The sequence below is a fragment of the Pseudomonas sp. FSO-7 genome, assembly GCF_059579345.1.
Map to the genome: position 1 here is coordinate 4,869,271 of NZ_CM184193.1, position 15,282 is coordinate 4,884,552.

Annotated in this window: 14 protein-coding genes; 10 read left to right on the plus strand and 4 right to left on the minus strand. The window is 60.3% G+C overall.

Going from position 1 to position 15,282, the window contains the following annotated elements; translation table 11 throughout:
• Position 1 precedes the first annotated feature (1 nt).
• Positions 2-1,291, plus strand: a complete 1,290-nt coding sequence (locus AC515T_RS21235) for a M18 family aminopeptidase (protein ID WP_496529905.1) — start codon at positions 2-4, stop codon at positions 1,289-1,291.
• A 255-nt stretch (positions 1,292-1,546) separates the two neighbouring features.
• Entirely contained in the window at positions 1,547-1,729 is a 183-nt protein-coding gene (locus tag AC515T_RS21240; protein ID WP_496529906.1) for a hypothetical protein, read from the plus strand.
• Positions 1,730-1,736: 7 nt separating this feature from the next.
• Here the strand turns inward: AC515T_RS21240 and AC515T_RS21245 are convergent, their stop codons facing one another.
• The gene (locus AC515T_RS21245; protein ID WP_305482314.1) at positions 1,737-2,465 is read right to left on the minus strand and encodes a UTRA domain-containing protein; all 729 of its coding nucleotides are present in this window, start codon (positions 2,463-2,465) and stop codon (positions 1,737-1,739) included.
• Positions 2,466-2,814: 349 nt separating this feature from the next.
• On the opposite strand from AC515T_RS21245, the gene AC515T_RS21250 reads away from it, so the two are divergent.
• The 6 genes from AC515T_RS21250 to AC515T_RS21275 all read left to right on the plus strand — a co-directional run bounded on the left by AC515T_RS21250 (position 2,815) and on the right by AC515T_RS21275 (position 8,206).
• Positions 2,815-3,882, plus strand: a complete 1,068-nt coding sequence (locus AC515T_RS21250) for an ABC transporter substrate-binding protein (protein ID WP_496529907.1) — start codon at positions 2,815-2,817, stop codon at positions 3,880-3,882.
• Between the two features lie 214 nt (positions 3,883-4,096).
• Entirely contained in the window at positions 4,097-4,903 is an 807-nt protein-coding gene (locus AC515T_RS21255) for an alkaline phosphatase family protein (protein WP_496529908.1), read from the plus strand.
• A gap of 5 nt (positions 4,904-4,908) precedes the next feature.
• Positions 4,909-5,745 (plus strand): ABC transporter permease, encoded by an 837-nt coding sequence (locus tag AC515T_RS21260; protein WP_161951765.1) that lies wholly within the window; start codon positions 4,909-4,911, stop codon positions 5,743-5,745.
• Positions 5,732-6,532, plus strand: a complete 801-nt coding sequence (locus AC515T_RS21265) for an ABC transporter permease (protein ID WP_496529909.1) — start codon at positions 5,732-5,734, stop codon at positions 6,530-6,532. The genes AC515T_RS21260 and AC515T_RS21265 overlap by 14 nt, the downstream gene beginning before the upstream one ends.
• On the plus strand, positions 6,529-7,518 hold the full coding sequence (locus AC515T_RS21270) for an ABC transporter ATP-binding protein (RefSeq protein WP_496529910.1): 990 nt from the start codon (positions 6,529-6,531) through the stop codon (positions 7,516-7,518). The genes AC515T_RS21265 and AC515T_RS21270 overlap by 4 nt, the downstream gene beginning before the upstream one ends.
• Before the next feature lie 34 nt (positions 7,519-7,552).
• Complete coding sequence (locus AC515T_RS21275; RefSeq protein ID WP_496529911.1) at positions 7,553-8,206, plus strand: HAD family hydrolase; 654 nt, start codon at positions 7,553-7,555, stop codon at positions 8,204-8,206.
• 144 nt (positions 8,207-8,350) lie between these two features.
• Here AC515T_RS21275 and AC515T_RS21280 read toward each other — a convergent pair whose 3' ends face one another.
• Positions 8,351-9,139 carry a DUF2182 domain-containing protein gene (locus AC515T_RS21280; protein WP_496529912.1) on the minus strand — a complete coding sequence of 263 codons (789 nt, stop codon included), beginning with the start codon at positions 9,137-9,139 and terminating at the stop codon, positions 8,351-8,353.
• Positions 9,140-9,141: 2 nt separating this feature from the next.
• Positions 9,142-9,777, minus strand: a complete 636-nt coding sequence (locus AC515T_RS21285; RefSeq protein WP_496529913.1) for a DUF1326 domain-containing protein — start codon at positions 9,775-9,777, stop codon at positions 9,142-9,144.
• Positions 9,778-10,574: 797 nt separating this feature from the next.
• Here AC515T_RS21285 and AC515T_RS21290 point away from each other — a divergent pair.
• Positions 10,575-12,014, plus strand: a complete 1,440-nt coding sequence (locus AC515T_RS21290) for a hypothetical protein (protein ID WP_496529914.1) — start codon at positions 10,575-10,577, stop codon at positions 12,012-12,014.
• A gap of 70 nt (positions 12,015-12,084) precedes the next feature.
• Here the strand turns inward: AC515T_RS21290 and AC515T_RS21295 are convergent, their stop codons facing one another.
• Positions 12,085-13,047: an NAD(P)H-quinone oxidoreductase gene (locus AC515T_RS21295; RefSeq protein WP_496529915.1), complete on the minus strand. Its 963-nt coding sequence runs from the start codon at positions 13,045-13,047 to the stop codon at positions 12,085-12,087.
• Positions 13,048-13,186: 139 nt separating this feature from the next.
• On the opposite strand from AC515T_RS21295, the gene AC515T_RS21300 reads away from it, so the two are divergent.
• Positions 13,187-15,265, plus strand: coding sequence for a carboxy terminal-processing peptidase (locus AC515T_RS21300; RefSeq protein WP_496533171.1), 2,079 nt, complete (start codon positions 13,187-13,189; stop codon positions 15,263-15,265).
• The last annotated feature ends 17 nt before the right edge of the window (positions 15,266-15,282 follow it).

Here is a 15,282-nt window from a genome sequence, read left to right on the forward strand (position 1 = left end):
TATGCGCACAGAGTTGAACCAAGGCCTGATCGACTTCCTCAAGGCCTCCCCTACCCCGTTCCATGCCACCGCGAGCCTGGCCAAGCGCCTGGAGGCGGCAGGCTATCAGCGTCTTGATGAACGCGAGACCTGGGCCACCGAGACCAACGGTCGCTATTACGTCACGCGCAACGACTCCTCGATCATCGCCTTCAAGCTCGGCCGCCACTCACCGCTGCACGACGGCATCCGCCTGGTCGGCGCCCACACCGACAGCCCTTGCCTGCGAGTCAAGCCGCAACCGGAACTGCAACGCCACGGGTTCTGGCAACTGGGCGTGGAAGTCTACGGCGGCGCGCTGCTGGCGCCGTGGTTTGACCGCGACCTGTCCCTGGCCGGGCGCGTGACCTTCCGCCGCGATGGCAAGGTCGAAAGCCAGTTGATCGATTTCAAGGCGCCGATCGCCACGATTCCGAACCTGGCCATCCACCTCAATCGCGAAGCCAACCAGGGCTGGGCCATCAACCCGCAGAATGAACTGCCGCCGATCCTCGCCCAGTTCGCCGGTGACGAGCGCGTCGACTTCCGGGCCGTGCTCACCGATCAACTGGCCCGCGAACACGGCCTGAATGCCGACGTGGTGCTCGATTACGAGTTGAGTTTCTACGACACCCAAAGCGCCGCGGTCATTGGCCTGCACGGCGATTTCATTGCCGGCGCGCGCCTGGACAACCTGCTGTCGTGCTACGCCGGCCTGCAAGCCTTGCTCAACGCCGACACCGAAGAAACCTGCGTGCTGGTGTGCAACGACCACGAGGAAGTCGGCTCGTGCTCGGCCTGTGGCGCCGACGGCCCGATGCTGGAACAGACCCTGCGTCGCCTGCTGCCTGAAGGTGAAGAGTTCGTACGGACCATTCAGAAATCCCTGCTGGTGTCGGCCGACAACGCCCACGGCGTGCACCCCAACTATGCCGACAAGCACGATGCCAACCATGGCCCCAAGCTCAACGCCGGGCCGGTGATCAAGGTCAACAGCAACCAGCGCTACGCCACCAACAGCGAAACCGCCGGGTTCTTCCGTCACCTGTGCATGGCCGAAGAAGTGCCGGTGCAGAGCTTCGTGGTGCGCAGCGACATGGGCTGCGGCTCGACCATCGGCCCGATCACCGCCAGCCAGCTGGGCGTGCGCACCGTGGACATCGGCCTGCCGACCTTCGCCATGCATTCGATTCGCGAACTGTGTGGCAGCCATGACCTGGCGCATCTGGTGAAGGTGTTGAGCGCGTTCTACGCGTCTCGCGAATTGCCGTAACTGCTGAACCTGTTCATGCAGACTCCTGTGGCGAGGGGATTTATCCCCGCTGGGTTGCGCAGCAACCCCCTGCTTACTACCGGATAATCGCGGTGCTTGATGGATTCTGGGGGCTGCTTCGCAGCCCAACGGGGATAAATCCCCTCGCCACAACAGTGCCCACCTCAAATGCCGGGGAGGCTATGACACACATCAACCCACCCCAGCCAAACTCCAACTAGACTGACCTTATCCCTTCCCGACAAGGCCGTCGTCATGATCTCGATGTCTTCGTTCAATGCCATGCTGGTGCCCATAGTCGCCGGCATGATCCTGCTGGCCATCGGCTTCAACTTCCGTGACAAGAACGTCGGGGTCTTCGCCATGTGGATCGGCATGTTGCTGATCCTCGCCACGGTAGTGATCAAGATCCTGAGCAAGCTCAACGAGTCGCTCTGAACCTGCCTCAGACCGGCGCTTGCTCCGGCACATCCACGCCGACATGGATCGCATCGTGTCGCCAGAACTCCAGGTCGCAGTCGATCAGCCGCTGGTGCTGGTCATAGTTGACCCGCGCGATGCGCAACCCGGGGCTGCCCACCGAAACCCTCAGCGCCGCTGCCGCTTCCGGCTGTAAGGAGGTGGGCACGATCTCGAACTTCACCCGGCCGTAGTGCAGGTCGTAATGGCGGGCATACAACTCGGTGATGGACTGGTTGAGGTCGAACTCGAGGATGTCCGGAAAATACTGCGGGTTCAGGTAGTGCTCGACATACAGCACCAGCCGCTCGTCGATACGGCGCACGCGGCAGATCTGGATCACGCTGGACAGCGCCGGCAGTTGCAACCAGGCACACACGGCCGCCGAAGCCGGTTGCAGGCGCGCCGAGATGACTTGGGTAGAAGGCACACGCCCCTGGGCCGCGACCATGGCGTGGAAATGGCTGCGCTGCATCAGGTTGTAGGCCAGGCGCGGCGGCGAGACGAACCAGCCCCGGCGCTCCTCCCGATAGATCTGCCCTTGGGCTTCGAGTTGCAACAACGCCTCGCGCACGGTAATCCGCGTGGTCCCGAACAATTCACTGAGCTTGCGCTCGGCCGGCAACTTGCTGCCCGGCGCCAGCAACCCGTGGTCGAGCTGCTCTTGCAGGACCTGTCCGATGGCTGTCACCGCTTTGGTTGCATCGATGCGCATCAACGTTACCTATCTGGACTAGACCAGCACTGTTTCGGGGCAGGATCGACGGTCCGTCGATCCGCTTCTGGGTCCTGCAAGCCTAGGCACTGCACATGACTGGCAGATGACAGAGCCGCCGAACGGTCGTTTTGCCAGCGTGCAAATTAACGGCCAAGTCCTTGCAGATCAGCTGTTTAACCATGGTCTACGCTTAATTCGCAGCCAACGCCCCCGAGCCTGGCATTTCCCGGCGCCTGCGCCACCGACATCAAAATGTCACAGGGCTCGCCTACATTGGCTCAGGTATTGCTGACCTAGACCAACACAACCGCAATCGCAGCGTTGAAAACGCCCATAGGAGCTTCGGATGAAACAGCTTTTCCTGGCATCACTGTTAGGCTCGACCATTGCCATGTGCACCGCCGCCATGGCCGCTGACACCGATCTGAAAACGTTGGAAGCCGCTGCGAAAGCGGAAGGCGCCGTGAACAGCGTCGGCATGCCCGACGACTGGGCAAACTGGAAAGGCACCTGGGACGACCTGGCCAAGATCTATGGCTTGAAACACATCGACACCGACATGAGCTCGGCCCAGGAAATCGCCAAGTTCGCCGCCGAAAAAGACAACGCCAGCGCCGACATCGGTGACGTCGGCGCAGCGTTCGGCCCGATCGCGGTCAAGCAGGGCGTGGTCCAGCCCTACAAGCCAAGCACTTGGGAACAGGTCCCCGCCTGGGCCAAGGACCAGGACGGCAACTGGGCATTGGCCTACACCGGCTCCATCGCCTTCATCGTCAACAAGAAGCTGCTGCACGGTTCCGAAGTGCCGACCAAATGGGCCGACCTGAAGACCGGCAAATACAAAGTCTCCATCGGTGACGTGAGCACCGCCGCCCAGGCCGCCAACGGCGTGCTGGCCGCAGCCCTGGCCAACGGTGGCAACGAGAAAAACATTCAGCCGGCCCTGTTGATGTTCGCCGAGATCGCCAAGCAAGGGCGCCTGTCCATGGCCAACCCGACCATCGCCACGATGGAAAAAGGTGAAGTCGAAGTCGGCGTAGTCTGGGATTTCAACGGCCTGAGCTACAAGGCCAAGATGGCCAATCCGGATGACTACGTCGTGCTGATTCCGTCCGACGGCTCGGTCATTTCCGGCTACACCACCATCATCAACAAATACGCCAAGCACCCGAACGCCGCCAAGCTGGCCCGTGAGTACATCTTCAGCGACGCCGGCCAGATCAACCTGGCCAAGGGCAACGCCCGTCCGATCCGCGCCGAGCACCTGAAACTGCCGGCAGAGGTCCAGGCCAAGCTGCTGCCGAACGAGCAGTACAAAGGCGTGACCCCGATCAAGGATGCGGATGCGTGGGAGAAGACTTCCAAGGCGCTGCCGCAGAAATGGCAGGAAGAAGTGATCATCAATATGCAGTGAGGCACTAGCTCCCGCTCGGCTATCCACTGGAAATCCAACTGTGGAGGCAGGCCTTGTGGGAGCGAGCTTGCTCGCGATGGCGGCGGATCAGTCGGCATTGATGTCGACTGACACACCGCTATCGCGAGCAAGCTCGCTCCCACAGAAGCTCGCACCCACATCAGGTTCCTGGAGGGTCCGAGTTTCCTGGTATCTGTCCGGAGTCCCGCTACCCATGAAGCACAACGTCATCCTGGTGGTGCTCGACGGCCTCAACCACGAGGTCGCCCGGCATGCCATGGGGCATTTGCAGGCTTACGTCGGCGCAGGACGCGCGGCCCTCTACACACTGGAATGTGAGTTGCCCGCCCTGTCCCGCCCGCTCTACGAATGCATCCTCACTGGCGTCGTGCCCATCGACAGCGGAATCGTGCACAACAACGTCACGCGCCTGTCGAACCAGCGCAGCATTTTCCACTACGCCACCCAGGCCGGCCTGAGCACGGCGGCCGCGGCCTACCACTGGGTCAGCGAGCTCTACAACGCTTCACCTTTCGTCGCCGGTCGTGATCGCCATACCGACAATCCAGACCTGCCGATTCAATACGGGCATTTCTATTGGAATGACCACTACCCCGATTCCCATCTGTTCGCCGACGCCGAACACCTGCGCCAGCGCTACTTGCCGAACTTCCTGCTGGTGCATCCGATGAACATCGACGACGCCGGCCACAAGCACGGCCTCGACACCCCGCAATACCGCAACAGTGCCCGCTCGGCCGACATCAACCTGGCGGTCTACCTGCAAGCCTGGCTCGACGCCGGTTACCAGGTGCTGGTGACGTCCGACCACGGCATGAACAACGACCGTTCCCACAACGGCCTGCTGGCCGAAGAACGGGAAGTACCGCTGTTCGTCCTGGGTGACGGCTTCAGTCTCGATCCCGCTGCCGCCCCCAGGCAGACCGAACTGTGCGGCACCATTTGCCAATTGCTCGGCGTCGACCACGACAAACCCTATTGCCAGGAGTTACTCAAGTGAACGCCATGACGCGCGGCAAATGGCTGGCAGCGTTGTGCCTGGTGCCCTTCGCGATTTTCTTCATCGTGTTCCAGATCGCCCCGCTGCTCTGGGTGCTGGTCAACAGCCTGGAATCGGAAGAGTTCGGCTGGGGCCTGGCCAACTTCAGCAAGATCTTCAGTTCGAAGTTCTACCTGCAAGCGATCCAGCACAGCCTGGAGATCAGCTTCTGGTCCAGTGTGTTCGGCATCGTCATCGCCGTGCTCGGCAGCTATTCACTGCGCCGTGTGGATTCGCGGCTGCGCAACTTCGTCAATGCCTTCGCCAACATGACCAGCAACTTCGCCGGCGTGCCCCTGGCCTTCGCCTTCATCATTTTGCTGGGGTTCAACGGCAGCATCACGATCATGCTCAAGCAGGCGGGGATCATCGAGGATTTCAACCTGTATTCGAAAACCGGGTTGATCATTCTCTACACCTACTTCCAGATCCCCCTGGGCGTGCTGCTGCTCTATCCGGCCTTCGACGCCCTGCGCGAAGACTGGCGCGAATCCGCCGAGTTGCTCGGCGCAAGCGGCTGGCAGTTCTGGCGGCACATCGGCTTGCCGGTGCTGACCCCGGCGCTGCTGGGCACCTTCGTGATCCTGCTGGCCAACGCCCTTGGTGCCTATGCCACGGTCTACGCGTTGACCACCGGTAACTTCAACGTACTGCCGATCCGCATCGCCGCCATGGTTTCCGGTGATATTTCACTCGACCCTAACCTGGCCAGTGCCCTGGCCGTGGTGCTGGTGGCGTTGATGACCGTGGTGACCATCGTTCATCAGTTGCTGCTCAAGAGGAGCTACCATGTCTCGCGCTGAACCGGGCTCCGTCGGGCTCTATCATCGGGCGGTGGTGTACCTGCTGTTCGCCATCCTGCTGCTGCCCCTGGCCGGCACGCTGGTCTACTCCATCGCCAGCAGTTGGTCGGCCACCGTGCTGCCCAGCGGCTTCACTTTCAAATGGTATGTGCAGTTGTGGAGCGATCCGCGTTTTCTCCACGCCTTCGGTCAATCGCTGCTGGTCTGCGTCGGTGCGCTGGTGCTCTCGGTGGTGTTGATCCTGCCGCTGCTGTTTGTGGTGCATTACCACTTCCCCAAGCTCGACGCGCTGATGAACATCCTCATCCTGCTGCCCTTTGCGGTGCCGCCGGTGGTGTCGTCGGTGGGGCTGTTGCAGCTCTATGGTTCCGGGCCGCTGGCGATGGTCGGTACACCGTGGATCCTGATCGGTTGCTACTTCACTGTCGCCCTGCCATTCATGTACCGGGCGATCACCAACAACCTGCAAGCCATCAACCTGCGCGACCTGATGGACGCCGCCCAACTGCTCGGCGCCAGCACCTTCCAGGCGGCATTCCTGGTGGTGCTGCCGAACCTGCGCAAGGGCCTGATGGTGGCGCTGCTGCTGTCCTTCTCGTTCCTGTTCGGCGAATTCGTGTTTGCCAACATCCTCGTCGGTACCCGCTATGAAACCCTGCAGGTCTACCTGAACAACATGCGCAACAGCAGCGGCCATTTCACCAGTGCGCTGGTGATCTCCTATTTCTTCTTCGTACTGGTCCTGACCTGGGCGGCCAACCTCTTGAACAAGGACAAAAGCCAATGAGCTACGTCAGCGTCCAACACCTGCAAAAAAGCTATGCCGGCACACCGGTGTTCAGCGACATCAACTGCGAGATCGGCAAGGGCGAATTCGTCACCCTGCTCGGCCCTTCCGGTTGCGGCAAATCCACGCTGTTGCGCTGCATTGCCGGCCTGACTGCGGTGGATGCCGGCCAGATCATCCTCGACGGGCAGGACATCGTTCCGTTGAGCCCGCAGAAGCGCGGCATCGGCATGGTCTTCCAGAGCTACGCCTTGTTCCCGAACATGACCGTGGAGCAAAACGTCGCCTTCGGCCTGCGCATGCAAAAGGTCGATGCCTCGAACAGTCGCCAGCGCGTGCTGGAGATCCTGCGCCTGGTGGAGCTGCACGATTTTGCCGCCCGCTATCCCCATCAACTCTCCGGCGGCCAATGCCAGCGCGTCGCCCTTGCCCGCTCCCTGGTCACGCGGCCGCGCCTGTTGCTGCTGGACGAGCCGCTGTCGGCCCTGGATGCGCGGATTCGCAAGCACTTGCGCGAACAGATCCGACAGATCCAGCGTGAGTTGGGCCTGACCACGATCTTCGTCACACACGATCAGGAAGAAGCCCTGACCATGTCTGACCGGATTTTCCTGATGAACCAGGGAAAGATCGTACAAAGCGGCGATGCCGAAACCCTTTACACTGCGCCCGTCGATGTCTTTGCCGCCGGCTTCATCGGCAACTACAACCTGCTCGACGCCGACAGTGCGAGCAAACTGCTGCAACGGCCGGTGAGCGGTCGCATCGCCATTCGCCCGGAAGCCATCGAACTGAGTCGCAACGGCGACCCCGATGCGCTGATCCGCAGCCACAGCCTGCTGGGCAACGTGATCCGCTACCGGGTCGAGGCTCGCGGCGTGGAGCTGGTGGTCGATGTGCTCAACCGCTCGGCCGCCGACCTGCATCCCGATGGCACACGCCTGTCACTTTCCATCGAACCGTCGGCGCTGTGTGAGGTAGCCTGATGGCTTTGTTGATTTTGAAAAGGGAAACCCACTGATGGCCCTGGCAATTTTTGATCTGGACGAAACCCTGATCCACGGCGACTGCGCCACCCTCTGGAGTGAACAGATGGGTCGCCTGGGCTGGGTCGATCCCGAGTCGTTCATGCGGCGCAACAACGAGCTGATGGACGCCTACAGCCACGGCAAACTGCGCATGGAAGACTACATGGACTTCAGCCTGGAACCCATGATCGGTCGCACGCCGGAGGAAATCGAACATCTGGTGGCGCCGTGGGTGGAAGACTTCATCGAACCGATCATCTTCAGCGACGCCACCAAGGCCATCGCCGAACACCGCAAGGCCGGTGACCGGATCCTGGTGATCTCGGCTTCGGGCACGCATCTGGTCAAACCGATTGCAGAGCGCCTGGGCATCGATGAGATCCTGGCGATCGAACTGGAGGTGACGCACGGGGTGTACAGCGGCAAGACCGTCGGCACCCTGACCTACCGCGAAGGCAAGATCTCGCGGTTGCTGGACTGGTTGGATGCCGAGGAAGAGAATTTGGAAGGCGCGAGTTTCTATTCCGACTCGCGCAATGATTTGCCGCTGTTGCTCAAGGTCGATCACCCGCACGTGGTCAACCCGGACCCGGTATTGAAGGCCCACGCCGAATCGGCCGGCTGGCCAATCCATACCTGGAAATGAGCACTGCACAGCCCCAGGAAGAACACTCGGATTTGTGTGGCCAGGTACCCTCTGTGGGAGCGAGCTTGCTCGCGATAGCGTTGGATCAGCCAGCATTGATTTAGCTGACACACCGCCATCGCGAGCAAGCTCGCTCCCACAGATTCAGCCCAGCAACAGCCAAAGGCTCCAGCCGAGCAACAACACACCGCAGATACGACTGAGCCAGAGTCCCTGCGGCAGGTTTTTCTCCAGCAGGATGAAGGCACCGATCACTGCCACCCAGAGCAGGTTCATCACGCCGACCACGAACAACAGGCCCATCAGGGCCCAGCAGCAGCCCAGGCAATAGGCACCATGGGCCAGGCCCATGCGCCAGCCGCCGAGCACGTCGGGGCGCCAGTAGCTGAGAAGAAAATGCAGCGGCCCGCGACAATGCTCGAGGCAGACCGCCTTGCTTGGCAACCACTGATAGACGCCTGCGACCAGCAGCAGGCCGGCGCCCAACGCGGTACTGCTGACGCGCATCCCCGGACTGAGCAGAGTGAGCTGCTCGAGCGCCCATTGCAGCGCCGTGGCGCCCAGGGCGAAGCCAGCCCAGACCAGGCCATAGGCGCTACAGAACAGTAGCAGGGCCAGGTGTCGCTGCGGTGCCGGCATGCGCTTGCGCAGCATCTGCTGGTAGATCAGCAGCATGGGCAGGGCACTGGGCAGCATCATGCCAATCATCATCACCACCCACATGGCGAACATCAGCAGAGCATCGGCCAGGCTCCAGGGCATGACCATGCCGGCCATTGCCGCATCGGCCATGCCACCCGGCGCACTCATGTCGCGGGCCATGCGCAGCAGCATCAGCCAGGCCAGGGCGGTCAGCGCGAGCAGGCAGAACAGAAACAGCCACTGCTCGCCTGTCAGTCGCCTGCTCTGGGCCGCCACCTGAGGGGCTGCCATCTTTACGGCTCTATGCCATGGCCGGTGAAGTGCACGTGGGCGAGGTGGCTATGACTGTCCCGGGATTGTAGCTTGAGGGCTGAATGCGTCTGGTAGCTGCCGCTGGCCACTTCGGCCTCAAGGAACTCGAAGCCGTTGGGCAGGGAGAGGCGGACTCGATGAGGTGAGCCGTCGATCGGGCTGCGGATCGGCTCGCCGCTGGCCTGCAGCACGCCTGGAATGTCCAGGTGCGCCAAGCGCTGATCGACATCGATGGACAGGGTGATGGGCACGAACAGCGGTTCGAACACTTCAGCCATGGTGCTGCTGAACACCTGAAACACGTTGGCCCCGGGGTCGCTTTCCAGGCCAGAGAGGATGGTCAGAAGGGCCTGGCGTTGCGCCTCGTCGGCGCGTTCATCGATGAACACCTGACAACTGCCGTTGCCCTCATGGATGGCGCCCGGCCAAGCGAAGGTGGCGGCCCAGCACAAGCCCTCCAGCATCACCTGATTGAAATACCCGTGTTCCACTCGCATCGACGCCACCGCCTGGCAGTGGCCATGGGTCGGTGGTGCATCGAATTGACAGGGGCAGCCCCAATTGCAGTTGCAGGCAATGAATTCGACGCCCTGCATGCGCCATTCGGCGATGGCCATGATCAACCTCTTCACCTGGCGGGTGAAATGAAAGTTGCGGTTACCCCCATTCCTCCATTTATTAACGCTAGCAGGGCGCGCGCATCGGATACGGACTGCCGACCAAAGGTGAAAGCCACCGTCGACAGGGATAAGGAGGCCAGTGATCAGGCGTCTGGACAGGCGTATCGGGTCGGTGTCGCGACTCACGATACTGAACACCAGGATGTGACGTCCGGCCAAGCCAACGTTTTTGACATTCCCAGTGCCTGGGTATCCGAAAACAGCGGAAAACACGTCCTGATCAACTACTCGATTGCCCGTAAGAACAGCAACGAGCAACGGATGTTCTCTCAGGTCCTAAGGGTTAACCTCTAGGCCAACCCTTAGGCAGTACATGGTCTTCCACATCCAGGCAGCACGGGAAAGCCTGGGCGCAACTCCCCGGAGCCCCGAGTTCGGGATGTGTTCTGAACCTCTCGATGTATCTCGTTCACATCCCGCGATACACCTGCCTTGCATCAGGGCCTGCAATCCGTTCAGACGCAGATGCATGGTCAGGAAGAAATGTTGAAGCCCCCCTCAGCCAGAAAGTGCACTTGGACCTGTCATTGTTGACAGTAGACATAGCACCTCATTCGCAGGCTAATGCTTCAACTAGCGCGCAGATATCTGAAACCGAAGCCTGGTATCACCGGGGATTAAAAAGATGAAGAAATTACCCGTCACACTCATTTTTTTCTTGTTATTGTCGAGCGGTTCAATTTCAAGCGCATCAGACACTTCTCCTGTCAGCCCTCCACAGCAGAACAGTACAGTTGCTGCCCCCCCTCCAACCCCTTCACGGCCCTGCGCTAGCGGCAGAACTAACCCGTCGCTACCAAGACACCAGAGCCGACTGCGGCACGGTCAACAGACCGGCATTTCTGTGTTCGGGAATCCTACTGCGAGGTACAAGCGATGCAGAGGGCAAGCCCTACGATGTCTGGAATCCCAGCGATACGGCGATACGCGTAGGCGGCACTTCATTCTCCTACTTGCGCTCGGACTTCAATATAAAACGCCTGGCCTATACCTACGATAAGGGCTATATATTCTTTCCCAATCTGCAAACACCACCCGATAAACTGCGCATAGAGATTCTATGTTTCTTCCCCCTCGACGGAGCATCGGACCATCGCGCCAACAAAGGCTGTGGTGCACACCAGAACGCCCCTGTCGTCAGTGAACCTTGCGGCGTGCAAGGCATTCATACAGCCGAACAATGGGCCGCTCATTACGTCCAGTATCCCCAAGGTGAAAAACGCTGCGGCTTTGACGTTAGCAAATCATCCACTACGCCCACGGCTCCCGTTTTTTATCAGGCCTTGATGACCGGGCCTTTAGTTTTTCCCATTGCTTATGAAGTGCCCAACGATATGAAGTTGACGACTTGGCGGACCGGCATTCCTGAGCAATTACCGATCGAAGCCTTCATGTACACGCGTGATACCGGCATTCGCCCCGTGCAATATGATCAGAGACGCTTCCATGAGCTGACAGGTGTTGTTTTACCCATCATAAAAATCACCTTAGCCACCACTTTCCAAGGGCAAGCGACATTTGAATATCGCGAGGTCGATCAAGCCATCCTTCCTGAATCGCCGACAAAACCCAAGGTTCCCAAAACGTATAACGCAGCGGGCGACCATCTGAAAATGAGCGATATCTACACCGACACGCATGTGGAGGTTGAAGTACCTCACTACACAGGTATGCATGCCACCGATACCATCAGGGCGCGCTGGCAGGGGCGGGTCAACTACAACAGCGAAATCATCACCGTCGGAGATCCCCCAGGAAAAAGACTGATCCCGATCCCTCGATTGGAAGTCGTCGACAATATCGGTCGCTCTGTCGAGGTCGGCTACTCCGTCAAGGAAAAAGGGGTCGGTGAGACGATAGAGTCGGCAAGATTGACGCTGCATATCGACCCGCAAGCGGTGGATCCGTTACCGGCACCGAGTTATTCCAACTCGAAGGTTAGCGTGAACTATAGCGGTGAGACAGGCTACACCGTCAGGGTTCGTTGGGTCGGTGTCACGACCCACGATACTGAAAACCAGGACGTGACGTCTGGCCAAGCCAACGTTTTTGACATTCCCAGTGCCTGGGTATCCGAAAACAGCGGAAAACACGTCCTGATCAACTACTCGATTGCCCGTAAGAACAGCAACGAGCAACGGATGTTCTCTCAGGTCCTAAGAGTTGACCTCTAGGCCAACCCTTCAGCAGACATGTTTTCCACATTCAGGCAGCACGGGAAAGCCTGGGCGCGACTCCTTGGAATCAGCTCAGGCTTTCATCAACCACCAACACCAACTTTCCTGACACCTTGTTGCTCGCCAGCTCGGCAAACGCCGCTTCGGCATCCTTGATTGCGAAGGTCCTGGCCAGTTGCGGATTCAAGCGTTTATCGGCAAACAACGGCCACACGTGCTGGCCCAGTTCACTGATCAAGTCGGCCTTGAACTGATCGTCACGGCTGCGCAAGGTCGAGCCGAGCAACTGGATACGCTTACTGAGGACCTGGGCCAGATCAAACTCGGTCGAGCGCCCCCCCATGAGCCCGATCAACACCCAACGCCCGTCAACTGACAAAAGTTTCACGTTGAGTGGGGCGTAGCTGGCGCCCACCGGATCGAGGATCACGTCGAATGGCCCCAGGTCGTTCAGACCTTCCAGGCCATCGGTACGCACCACGCCGCCCTGGGCGCCCAGCGCCTGGCAATAGTCCAGCCGATCAGCAGAGCCGACGCTGACCCAGCACGGGTTGCCGAACGCCTTGCACAGCTGGATCGCGGCCGAGCCGACGCCACTGGCACCGGCGTGCAGCAGCACTTTCTCGCCCGGCTTGAGCCCGGCCAACTGGAAGAGATTCAGCCACGCGGTGCTGTAGACCTCCGGCAGCGCAGCCGCTTCAGCCAATGACAAGCCCTCCGGGACCGGCAACACATGGCGGCCATCGACCACCACCTCCTCGGCCATACCCCCGCCGGCCAGCAACGCGCAAACCCGGTCGCCCACCTGCCAGGACGAGCCCGGCCCGACCTCGCTGATCACCCCGGAACACTCCAGCCCCAATACCTGGCTGGCGCCGGGCGGCGGCGGGTAAAGCCCGGCTTTTTGCAACAAATCGGCCCGATTCAGGCCGGCGGCCGCTACACGGATGCGAACTTGCCCCACATCACACGTCGGGCTCGGCTCATCTGCCCATACCACTTGGCCTTCAACGCCTTGCAATGCTTTCACGGTGCCTCCATAGTGAGTCTCGACTGGGCCCGCTGCTTCAACGCCGGGCTTTCTTGCATTATGCGCCCGGGCCACATGGAACCGGCGACTTCAAAGACGGCCTAATATGCGTTATCAATTGTCCCTGCGTCGAATCAGCATGAAGCACCTGTTCCCCAGCACCGCCCTCGCGCTCGTCATTGGCCTCGGCCTGTTACCGTTGTCGAACGATACGTTCGCAGCCAACAGCTGGGACAAGCTTCAGCCCGATCGCGACGAAGTGATTGCCAGCCTGAACGTCGTCGAATTGCTCAAGCGCCATCACTACAGCAAGCCGCCGCTCGATGACGCGCGCTCGGTCATCATCTACGACAGCTATTTGAAGCTGCTCGATCCATCGCGCAGTTATTTCCTGGCCAGCGACATCGCCGAATTCGACAAGTGGAAAACCCAGTTCGACGATTTCCTCAAGAGCGGCGACCTGAACGCCGGGTTCACCATCTACAAGCGCTACCTGGACCGCGTGAAGGCGCGTCTGGACTACGCCCTTGCCGAGCTGAACAAAGGCGTCGACAAAATCGACTTCAATGCCAAGGAAACCTTGCAGGTCGACCGCAAGGACGCCCCTTGGCTCAAAAGCACAGCCGAACTCGATGACCTGTGGCGCAAGCGCGTCAAGGACGAAGTGCTGCGCATGAAGATCGCCGGCAAGGATCCCAAGCAGATCCAGGAAACCCTGACCAAGCGCTACAAGAACCAATTGGCGCGCCTGGAGCAGACCCGCGCCGAGGACATTTTCCAGGCGTATATCAACACCTTCGCCATGTCCTACGACCCGCACACCAACTATCTGTCGCCGGATAACGCGGAAAACTTCGACATCAACATGAGCCTGTCCCTGGAAGGCATCGGTGCCGTGCTGCAAAGCGACAACGACCAGGTGAAGATCGTACGCCTGGTCCCGGCGGGCCCTGCGGACAAGACCAAACAGGTCAGCCCGGCGGACAAGATCATCGGTGTCGCCCAAGGCAACAAGGAAATGGTCGACGTGGTCGGCTGGCGCCTGGACGAAGTGGTCAAGCTGATCCGTGGCCCGAAAGGCTCGGTGGTGCGCCTGGAGGTCATCCCGGCCAGCAATGCACCGAACGACCAGACCAGCAAAGTCGTGGCCATCACCCGTGAAGCGGTGAAGCTGGAAGAACAGGCCGCGAAGAAATCGGTCCTCAACCTCAAGCAGGACGGCAAGGACTACAAGCTTGGCATCATTGAGATCCCGGCCTTCTACCTGGACTTCAAGGCCTTCCGCGCCGGGGATCCGAACTACAAGAGCACCACCCGCGACGTCAAGAAACTGCTGACCGAACTGCAGAAGGAAAAGGTCGACGGCGTGGTCATCGACTTGCGCAACAACGGCGGCGGCTCCCTGCAGGAAGCCACCGAACTGACCAGCCTGTTCATCGACAAGGGCCCGACCGTGCTCGTGCGTAACGCCGATGGTCGGGTGGATGTGCTGGAAGACGAAAACCCGGGCGCGTTCTACAAGGGCCCGATGGCCTTGCTGGTGAACCGCCTGTCGGCGTCGGCCTCGGAGATTTTCGCCGGCGCCATGCAGGATTATCACCGTGCGCTGATCATCGGCGGCCAGACCTTCGGCAAAGGCACCGTGCAAACCATCCAACCGCTCAACCATGGCGAACTGAAGCTGACCCTGGCGAAGTTCTACCGGGTATCCGGCCAGAGCACCCAGCATCAGGGCGTACTGCCTGACATCGATTACCCGTCGATCATCGACACCAAGGAAATCGGCGAAAGTGCCCTGCCCGAAGCCATGCCGTGGGACACCATCCGGCCGGCGATCAAACCGGCCGTGGACCCGTTCAAGCCGTTCCTGGCCCAACTCAAATCCGACCACGACGCTCGCTCGTCCCAGGATGCGGAGTTCGTGTTCATCCGCGACAAGCTGGCCCTGGCGCAGAAGTTGATGATGGAAAAGACCGTCACCCTCAACGAAGCCGACCGTCGCGCGCAGCATGCCGACATCGAGGCCAAGCAACTGGCCATGGAAAACCTGCGTCGCAAGGCCAAGGGCGAAGAACCGCTCAAAGAGCTGAAGAAAGAGGACGAAGACCTGATCACCGAGCCGGAGAAAACCAAGCCGGAAGACGATGCCTACCTGAGCGAGACCGGGCGGATCCTGCTGGATTACCTGAAACTCAACACGGCGATCGCCAAGCACTGAGATGATGGCCATTTAAT

Excerpts from the sequence above, each read along its gene's own strand:
- AC515T_RS21235 (WP_496529905.1), top strand. The coding sequence starts at position 2 with ATGCGCACAGAGTTGAACCAAGGCCTGATCGACTTCCTCAAGGCCTCC.
- AC515T_RS21240 (WP_496529906.1), top strand. The coding sequence starts at position 1,547 with ATGATCTCGATGTCTTCGTTCAATGCCATGCTGGTGCCCATAGTCGCC.
- AC515T_RS21245 (WP_305482314.1), bottom strand. The coding sequence starts at position 2,465 with ATGCGCATCGATGCAACCAAAGCGGTGACAGCCATCGGACAGGTCCTG.
- AC515T_RS21250 (WP_496529907.1), top strand. The coding sequence starts at position 2,815 with ATGAAACAGCTTTTCCTGGCATCACTGTTAGGCTCGACCATTGCCATG.
- AC515T_RS21255 (WP_496529908.1), top strand. The coding sequence starts at position 4,097 with ATGAAGCACAACGTCATCCTGGTGGTGCTCGACGGCCTCAACCACGAG.
- AC515T_RS21260 (WP_161951765.1), top strand. The coding sequence starts at position 4,909 with ATGACGCGCGGCAAATGGCTGGCAGCGTTGTGCCTGGTGCCCTTCGCG.
- AC515T_RS21265 (WP_496529909.1), top strand. The coding sequence starts at position 5,732 with ATGTCTCGCGCTGAACCGGGCTCCGTCGGGCTCTATCATCGGGCGGTG.
- AC515T_RS21270 (WP_496529910.1), top strand. The coding sequence starts at position 6,529 with ATGAGCTACGTCAGCGTCCAACACCTGCAAAAAAGCTATGCCGGCACA.
- AC515T_RS21275 (WP_496529911.1), top strand. The coding sequence starts at position 7,553 with ATGGCCCTGGCAATTTTTGATCTGGACGAAACCCTGATCCACGGCGAC.
- AC515T_RS21280 (WP_496529912.1), bottom strand. The coding sequence starts at position 9,139 with ATGGCAGCCCCTCAGGTGGCGGCCCAGAGCAGGCGACTGACAGGCGAG.
- AC515T_RS21285 (WP_496529913.1), bottom strand. The coding sequence starts at position 9,777 with ATGGCCATCGCCGAATGGCGCATGCAGGGCGTCGAATTCATTGCCTGC.
- AC515T_RS21300 (WP_496533171.1), top strand. The coding sequence starts at position 13,187 with ATGAAGCACCTGTTCCCCAGCACCGCCCTCGCGCTCGTCATTGGCCTC.